The organism is Hyphomicrobiales bacterium (genome assembly GCA_030688605.1).
Taxonomy (GTDB): Bacteria; Pseudomonadota; Alphaproteobacteria; order Rhizobiales; family NORP267; genus JAUYJB01.
The window spans coordinates 1-7971 of the sequence record JAUYJB010000091.1 but is presented as its reverse complement, the minus strand read 5'-3'; the positions used below and the strand labels follow the sequence as shown (position 1 = coordinate 7971).

General features: G+C 61.2%; 11 protein-coding genes. 10 read left to right on the top strand and 1 reads right to left on the bottom strand.

Annotated features, from left to right (window positions below; translation table 11 throughout):
- The 4 genes from Q8P46_10365 to Q8P46_10350 form a co-directional block, all read left to right on the top strand.
- On the top strand, positions 1–344 hold a 344-nt coding region (locus tag Q8P46_10365), incomplete at its 5' end, for a fumarylacetoacetate hydrolase family protein (GenBank protein ID MDP2620562.1).
- 10 nt (positions 345–354) lie between these two features.
- Positions 355–1104, top strand: coding sequence for an SDR family oxidoreductase (locus tag Q8P46_10360; GenBank protein MDP2620561.1), 750 nt, complete (start codon positions 355–357; stop codon positions 1102–1104).
- 100 nt (positions 1105–1204) lie between these two features.
- Positions 1205–2446: an ABC transporter substrate-binding protein gene (locus tag Q8P46_10355; protein ID MDP2620560.1), complete on the top strand. Its 1242-nt coding sequence runs from the start codon at positions 1205–1207 to the stop codon at positions 2444–2446.
- A 47-nt stretch (positions 2447–2493) separates the two neighbouring features.
- Positions 2494–3360, top strand: a complete 867-nt coding sequence (locus Q8P46_10350) for a branched-chain amino acid ABC transporter permease (GenBank protein MDP2620559.1) — start codon at positions 2494–2496, stop codon at positions 3358–3360.
- Here Q8P46_10350 and Q8P46_10345 read toward each other — a convergent pair.
- Positions 3309–3572 carry a hypothetical protein gene (locus tag Q8P46_10345; GenBank protein MDP2620558.1) on the bottom strand — a complete coding sequence of 88 codons (264 nt, stop codon included), beginning with the start codon at positions 3570–3572 and terminating at the stop codon, positions 3309–3311. The genes Q8P46_10350 and Q8P46_10345 overlap by 52 nt on opposite strands.
- On the opposite strand from Q8P46_10345, the gene Q8P46_10340 reads away from it, so the two are divergent.
- From Q8P46_10340 to Q8P46_10315, 6 genes are all read left to right on the top strand, one after another.
- On the top strand, positions 3456–4433 hold the full coding sequence (locus Q8P46_10340) for a branched-chain amino acid ABC transporter permease (GenBank protein ID MDP2620557.1): 978 nt from the start codon (positions 3456–3458) through the stop codon (positions 4431–4433). The two genes, Q8P46_10345 and Q8P46_10340, sit on opposite strands and share 117 nt — an antisense overlap.
- The gene (locus Q8P46_10335) at positions 4430–4864 is read left to right on the top strand and encodes a DUF3830 family protein (GenBank protein ID MDP2620556.1); all 435 of its coding nucleotides are present in this window, start codon (positions 4430–4432) and stop codon (positions 4862–4864) included. Before Q8P46_10340 ends, Q8P46_10335 begins: the two co-directional genes overlap by 4 nt.
- Positions 4865–4880: 16 nt before the next feature.
- Positions 4881–5615 (top strand): ABC transporter ATP-binding protein, encoded by a 735-nt coding sequence (locus Q8P46_10330; protein ID MDP2620555.1) that lies wholly within the window; start codon positions 4881–4883, stop codon positions 5613–5615.
- A complete protein-coding gene (locus Q8P46_10325; GenBank protein ID MDP2620554.1) occupies positions 5602–6327 on the top strand; it encodes an ABC transporter ATP-binding protein in 726 nt (241 codons plus the stop codon). Before Q8P46_10330 ends, Q8P46_10325 begins: the two co-directional genes overlap by 14 nt.
- An 82-nt stretch (positions 6328–6409) precedes the next feature.
- A complete protein-coding gene (locus tag Q8P46_10320) occupies positions 6410–7009 on the top strand; it encodes a cupin domain-containing protein (GenBank protein MDP2620553.1) in 600 nt (199 codons plus the stop codon).
- 315 nt (positions 7010–7324) lie between these two features.
- Positions 7325–7801, top strand: coding sequence for a GNAT family N-acetyltransferase (locus Q8P46_10315; GenBank protein ID MDP2620552.1), 477 nt, complete (start codon positions 7325–7327; stop codon positions 7799–7801).
- Positions 7802–7971: the final 170 nt, after the last annotated feature.

Below are 7971 nucleotides of genomic sequence, written 5' to 3'. Positions count from 1 at the left end.
CGATCGTGGACTGGTTCGCGTCCAAAGGGCTCGACCGCTCCTCTCCGTTGGGCCCCGGCATCGCCAGCATCAACGGCTTTTCCGACATTCACGCAATCAAGCTGAAGACAACCTTGAACGGGACCGTCATGCAGGACGCCGACACCAGCCTCATGGTCTACAAGACCTGGGAACTGATCGAGTTCGTGACCGCCCGCGCGACACTCCGGGCCGGCGACGTACTGGCGACCGGAACGCCTGTGGGCGTCGGCGGATTCCGGCAAATCTTTCTCAAGCAGGGCGACAAAGTGCGCATCGAATTGGAGGGCGTCGGCGAGCTCGAGAATGGGGTCATTCGCAACTGAGGAGGCAGGGGTGGCGCGCTTCGACGGCAAGGTCGTGCTGATCACCGGGGGAACGCGGGGGATCGGCCTTGCCTTTGTTCATGCTTTCGCGACAGCCGGCGCCACCGTCGCGTGGACCGGATCGACCGCGAAAAGCGTTGAGGCCGCACGCAGCGATATGCCGGCTGCCGCGGCGAACAGCGGGCTGGCCGCCGAACTCGGTGATCCCGATGCGCCGGTAGCCATGGTGAGTACCGTTGTATCCGACCATGGCCGGCTCGACGTACTGATCAATAATGCCGGCGTGACGGATGCGTCGTCCGATCCCTGGGATTCCACGGTGGAGGAATGGGACCGGATCATGGCAGCCGACCTGCGCGCGCCCTTCTTTGCCGCACGCGCCGCCGCCGATGCCATGCGCACCGTCGGCGGCGGCAGCATCATCATGCTTGGCTCTATCGCAGGCCAGATCGGCGGTGTGGCCACGGGTCCCGCCTATGCCGCCTGCAAGGCCGGAATCGAAGGCTTGACACGCTCCCTCGCACGTCGTTTCGCCGGGCTCGGCATTCGCGTCAACTGCATCTCCCCGTCGGGTGTCGAGACAGACATGGTTGCCGCTTGGCCGGCGGAGGTGCGAGCGCGGGTTCAGGCGATGACGCCGCTGGGCCGGCTGGGCCGCCCCGACGAGGTCACCGAGGCAGCGTTGTATCTCGCCGGCGAGGGATCCAGCTACGTCACTGGCCAGACCATCAACGTGAATGGCGGAGCATATATGGGATGACCGTCGGGACACGAAAAAATCAACAAAGAATGGGGATGTCGAACCCCTGAGATCGCAGCAGTCTAACCAAGGGAGGTTTGAGATGAAGCTACGTATACTTTTGGCCGGATTGGCAATGACGGCGGTTACGATCTACTCCGCCGGCTACACCGAGGCGCAGGAAACCGTAAAGATCGGCGCGCTCTATCCCCTTTCCGGTCAGGTCGCCAAATCCGGCGAGGACACGGTGAACGCGATCAAGCTCGCCGTCGACGTTATCAACAACAAGAATGATGGAATCGATCTGCCATTAGCCAAGAGCGAAGGGCTGCCCAACCTGAACGGGGCCAAAATCGAGCTGATCGTTGCCGATCACCAGGGCTCGCCCGAAATCGGTCAGGCGGAAGCCGAGCGGCTGATCGAGCAACAAAAAGTCGTGGCCCTGGTTGGCGCCTTCCACAGCTCCGTCGCGGCGACCTCATCGCAGGTCGCAGAGCGGATGGGTGTGCCTTACATCTCGGGCGAATCGGAGGCGACCGCGCTGACCGAGCGGGGATTCAAATGGTTTTTCCGGACCACGCCGAATTCCGACACGCAAACGCAGGATTTCTTCACCTTCCTGAAGGAGATAGACGCCAAGAAGGATGCAAAAATCCGCCGTGTCGCCTTGGTGCATGAGAACACCCTCTGGGGAGAAAGTTTCGCCAAGGCGGTCAACAAATACGTCTCCAACTACCCGGATTTCGAGCTCATCACCGACATTACCTATCAACAGGGCACGTCGGATGTAACGAGCGAGGTCCAGCGGCTGATCGCGGCAAAGCCTGATGCCGTGTTGCACGCGTCCTACGACGCCGAGGCGATCCTGTTCGCCAAGACGTACAAACAATACAATTTCGATCCGCAGGGTATCCTGGCCATTGGGGCTGCCTTCGGATCAAACGCGTTCCGAGATGCGCTCGGCGACGGCGCGAACTATTTTCTGGTGCGCGACCACTGGTCGCGGGATCTTTCCGCCACCAAGCCTGTCGTCGCTCAGGTCGCTAAGCTCTACAAGGAGCGCTACGGCAAGGAGATGGACGGGACGCCGGCACGTGCCTTCACAGCCATGATGACGTTGGCCGATGCCATCAACCGCGCCGGCTCGACGGAGCCGGAAAAGATCCGTGATGCCCTGGCCAAAACAAACCTCGGCGAGAACGACACGATCATGCCGTGGGAAGGCATTCGCTTCGATGCCAGCGGCCAGAACGAATTGACCCGCGGCATCTTCATTCAGACCCTGGACGGTGCGCCCAGGATCGTGTGGCCGTTCGGCTTGGAATCGGCCGAACTCGTTTGGCCGCGGCCAGAATGGAAGTGAGACGCTGCCGCGACCGCGCGGGCAGCGTCTGATGAGCGGAGGCCGATATGTCGCAAACCCTGCTGATCCAGCTCCTGGTGAGCGCCCTCGGCATGGGCTTCATCTTCGCGCTTATCGCGATCGGCCTCACGCTCATTTACGGCGTTATGGACGTCGTCAATTTTGCTCATGGCGAATTTCTCATGATCGCCATGTATGCCACCTATATCGTCTTCGCGACATGGGGACTCGACCCGCTCGTGACCTTGCCGGTGGTGGCGGCGGCAATGTTCGTGTTCGGCGTGGCCGTCTATTACCTCCTGATCCGCCACGTGCTGGGCGGCGCGATGCACGCGCAGATCTTCGCGACGTTCGGGCTTATGGTGTTCCTGCAGGCCGCAGCGCAGTTCTTCCTCGGCGCCGACTATCATGCGGTGAGCGGAAGCATTCTCGCCGGCGTCGTGGTGGTCGGCGGGGTGACCGTTCCGCTGCCTCACGTTGCGGCGATCATTGGCGCTTCGGCCACCACCGCATTGCTCTACTGGTTCGTGTTTCGCACCGGGCCCGGCAGGTCGCTCCGCGCAGCCGCGCAGGATCGACAGGCCGCATTGACGGTCGGCATCAATGTCGATCGGATGTTCGCCCTATCCTGGGGCATGGGCGCGGCATGCGTCGGCGTTGCCGGCTCGCTGCTCTCGAATTTCTACTACGTCTTTCCCAGGGTCGGCGCCGTTTTCGTTCTGGTGGCCTATGTAACGGTGGCACTCGGGGGTTTCGGCTCGATCCACGGGGCTCTTCTCGCCGGCATTCTGATCGGCCTGCTTCAGGTCTTTGCCGGCTTTTTCATATCATCGGAGCTGAAGTTCGTTCCGGTTTTCCTCGTCTATTTGCTGGTCGTGTTGCTCTGGCCGCGCGGGCTGGCAGGCAAGGCCTGATGACCGGACAGACCCGCGATACCGCAACCAGGTGGCGTGTCCTCGGCTTTGCATCCATTGCCGCCCTGCTGTCCGCGCTCATCCTTCTGCCGCAATTGCTGGACGCCCGTCCGTTCGAACTGCGATTGGTAACCATCGTTTTTCTTTATGCCGTCCTCGGCCATGGATGGAACATCCTTGGAGGCTTCGCGGGGCAGACTTCGATCGGCCATGGGATGTTCTTCGGGCTCGGCGCCTATACATCGACGCTGCTGCTACTCGAGTTCGGCATCAGCCCCTGGCTCGGAATGGCCGCCGGCGCCGCAGTCGCTGCGATGTTCGGCATATTGATTGGGTTCCCCTGCTTCCGTCTGCGCGGCCATTATTTCGTTATTGCAACATTGGTCGTCGCCGAGATCATCTATCAGGTCGTTGCCTCCTGGGATTTTGTCGGCGGCGCCAGTGGCATCTCGCTGCCGGTGAAGCAGGCGGGCCTCTCCAACTTCCAGTTCCACCGTGACAAGACCGGTTACTATTTCGTTGCCCTGGCGATGCTCGTCGCTGCCACGGGCCTGGTGGCTTGGCTCCGCCGTTCGCGGTTGGGCTACATCCTCCAGGCGATCCGCGACGACGAGGAGGCGGCGCGCAGCCTCGGCTTCTCGCCCCGGCGCTACAAGCTCATTGCCATGGCGATGAGCGCCGCCATTGTCGGCGTTTGCGGAGTCTTCTATGCGCAATACGTGCTGTTCATCGATCCGCCGAGCGTTCTGGCGGTGCCGCTCTCGATCGTCATCGCGTTGATCCCGATCTTCGGAGGTGTCGGAACCGTCTCCGGACCGATCATCGGTGCGGCTGTCCTCATCCCGATTTCGGAATATTCGCGTGTAATGTTTTCCGGCAGCGGCCGAAACGTCGACCTGTTGATCTTTGGGTTTCTGATCATGGCCATTGCCGTTTACCGGCCGAACGGCGTGGTCAGCATCCTCACGGCGCCGGCGGCTCGCGATTTATGGAAACGAGCAAGCCGTCTCTTCAGGTCCAAATCGAAGCCGGATGACGAAAGCAGCACAAAGCCGTTGGAGAGCACCGTATGAAACTCGCCTTCGACTTTGCCGGCGGCGGACAGCTCATCGCCGAGTTCCTGGACCGGCGCGTGCCGGCAACCATGCGGGCGATTGCCGCCGCCCTTCCCATAAAGACCTCGGTCTACCAGGCGCGCTGGTCCGGTCGCGAAATCTTTCTGCCTGTCAGCCTCCGGAAAAAGCCGCCGCGCGAGAACCAGAGCATTCGCGCCGCAAAGGGCGATGTCATCTATTTCTGCGAGTGGAAGGACGCATACGATTACACCGGATTTGAAGCGATCGGTCTCTTCTACGGCAACGAGATCGTGCGCGAATGGCGCGGCGACTGCCCGGTCAACGTCATTGCCCGCATCGATCAAATCCAGTTTGAGCTGATCGAGGAGCTGGGCGAACGGATCTGGCGAGAGGGCGGCGAGGCGATAACCGTCACCGCGGTCGAATAGTTTTGGGGACGCCTGGATGGTCGATTATCTCAGGATCGAGCAAGTAAGCCGGAGGTTCGGCGGGCTGGTCGCGGTCAATGATGTGAGCTTCAGTCAGCCCGCCGGCCAAATCCTCGGCATCATCGGTCCAAACGGTGCCGGGAAGTCGACCCTCTTTAATATGATTGCTGGAATGATCAGACCGACCACGGGCCGGATCTGGTTCGAGGACCGGCGCATCGACGGCATGCCCGCCGAGCGAATCGCCCGCCTGGGCATCGTCAAGACCTTCCAGACATCGCGCCCCTTCGGGTCGATGACCTTTCTGGAGAATGTCGCGACGGCTGCCTTTGCCGGAACCAACGACAAGCGCAAGGCCTGGCGTGTCGCGGAGCAAAAGTTGGGACTGGCGGAGCTTGCCGACCAGTGCGATCTGCCTGCTCGCGGGGCCAGCACCGGGCAGCGCAAACGGCTTGAGATTGCGCGCCTCTTGGCGGTGGAGCCTCGGATGATCCTGCTCGATGAGCCATTTGGCGGCGTCGATATCGCGGCGATCGAAGGATTGATTGCGCTTCTGCGGTCGATCCGCGAGGCTGGCGTGACGATCCTCGTGATCGAGCACAATCTCGGCGCGGTCACGCGGCTGGCCGACCGCCTGATTGCCATGAATCTGGGCTCGATCATCGCTGAGGGCACTCCCGAGTCGGTGACACACGATCCCTTGGTCGTGAGAGCCTATCTCGGCGATGACGGAGCCGATGATGCTGCTTGAAGCCAAGGGCATATCCGTTGCCTATGACGGTGTCCGCGCGCTGTGGGACGTCTCGATATCGGTCGAGCGCGGAGAGATCGTCGCCCTGCTTGGCCCCAACGGCTCGGGCAAGAGCACGCTCATGAACGGCATTTCTCGCCTGGTAGCGCTGGAAAGCGGTACCATCGTGTTCGACGGGCAGGAGATCCAGAAGGTTCCCCCCTACCGTACCGTTGGCCTGGGAATGGCACATGTCCTCGAGCGCCATCGGCTGTTCCCACAAATGACGGTGCTCGAAAACCTGATTCTGGGCGCAGGTCCCGGGGCCGCACGAGCAAGCGTCAAAGAAGGTCTGGAGCAGGCTTTCGCCTTGTTCCCTCGACTAGCCGAGCGGCAACATCAGGTTGCAGGTAGCCTTTCCGGCGGCGAGCAACAGATGTGCGCTATCGCACGCGGATTGATGTCGAAACCCCGCCTGCTGCTGGTAGACGAGCCCTTTATCGGACTGTCGCCGCGATTGCGCTCTGACGTGGAGCGCGCGTTGCGCACAACAAATCAGTCAGGGGTAAGCATTCTGTTGATCGAACAGAACGTCAAGGAAGCGCTACGAATGAGCCGGCGCGCCTATATCCTCAGAACCGGGCGCGTGGTAATCAGCGGACCTTCGGACTCGCTTGCCGAGGACGATGTGCTGCGGCGGATATTCATGGGCGCGGAGCTTGCGCCGACGTGAGAACCCTGTTCATTCATTAATCGAACCGTGGAGTCCAATACCATTTATGAAACCGGCGACATCTCAGCGCAGAACCCGTCCCATGGACGTTGCGGGTAGTGGCGACACACTCCCGCCGCCGACCGGGCTTCGTTCACTGGGCCTGACAATCCGCGAAAGCCGTAAGAAATCCGGCCTGACGCTCCAACAACTGGCCAAAAAGGCACGTCTTTCGATCAGTTATCTCAGTCAGGTCGAACGCAATATTCTGACGCCCTCCGTCAGCACGCTCAAACGAATTGCAGACCTATTGGAGATCCCTGCCGGCAAGCTGATGTTCGGCGGCGAGAACGGAGGCGGGCTGTCCGCGATCGGCGTTGTTCGAAAGAATCGACGTAAGCGGATCAGCTTCCCCGGCTCGAACATCGAATATGAGTTATTGACGCCTGACCTGCGGCGCCGGGCGTCCTTACTCTGGCTGACAGCGCCTCCAGGCGCCGAAAGCGGGCCTGCCTTCGTGCACGAAGGCGAGGATGGCGTCGTGGTGCTGAAAGGCAAACTCGAGATCGAAATTGGCGGCATGCATCACGAACTGACCGCCGGCGACAGCATCTATTTCAATGCGGGCCTGCCACATTGCTGGCGCAATGTCGGCGATGACACCGTCGAGGCAATTTGGCTATCAACGCCGCCGTCATTTTGACAATGCCCCACCGGGTGCACCTTCCCCGCGCGCCGGGCGGTTTGCCGCGCGCCGACCTCGTTGCAGGCAGGATTGAGCCTGTTCTGCTCGATTGGAAAGTTCTCCCGGAGCTTCAAGTGTATGCCATTTACCCGCACCGGCGCTTCCTCGCGCCAAAGGTCAGAGATCGTCAACTTGCGGCCGCCGAGCGGACCTGACTCGGGCCGCGCCAGTACAGCCGGATATGACGCTGAACGGACGTGCTACTTTGTCTCGTGCGGCCCTCGCCATGGACAAGTCACTCGGCGTTGGTGCGCCCCGTCAGAAGGAAGTGCAATGATCCGTCGCTGTACCAACGCCGATGTTGCCGCTATATGCGCCATCATCAATGAGGCTGCCCAGGCTTACCGAGGCGTCATCCCGACGGATTGCTGGCACGAGCCTTACATGACGCGATCCGAATTGATCGCCGAGATCGCCGCCGGGGTCGCATTCTGGGGCTGGGACGAGGCGAACACGTTGGTCGGTGTCATGGGTTTGCAGAAGGTGGGGGACGCGACCCTGATCCGCCACGCATATGTGCGGCCGACTCGTCAGGGTCGAGGTATCGGCAGCGCGCTTCTGACCAAGCTCGCAGGCCAGACCACGGAACCGTTGTTGGTCGGCACTTGGGCAGCGGCCGAGTGGGCTATCCGCTTTTACGCGCGAAACGGTTTTCGCCTCGTCTCGGCGGCGGAGAAGGAGCGGCTCCTCAAGAACTACTGGAGCGTTCCCATACGCCAGCAAGAAAGCTCGGTAGTATTGGCACGCTAGAGCGCATTCTGAAAAGTGGGAACCGGTTTTCGGACAAAAATGCGCGTCAAATAAAGAAGTTAGAGCGCTTTGAGTGACACCGGTTTCACGAAATGCGCTCCAACCTGCATGTCGGACGTCTCCTCTCGCAAGGTGGCGCTCAATAGCAGCCCCGTTCTGGCACATTGCGA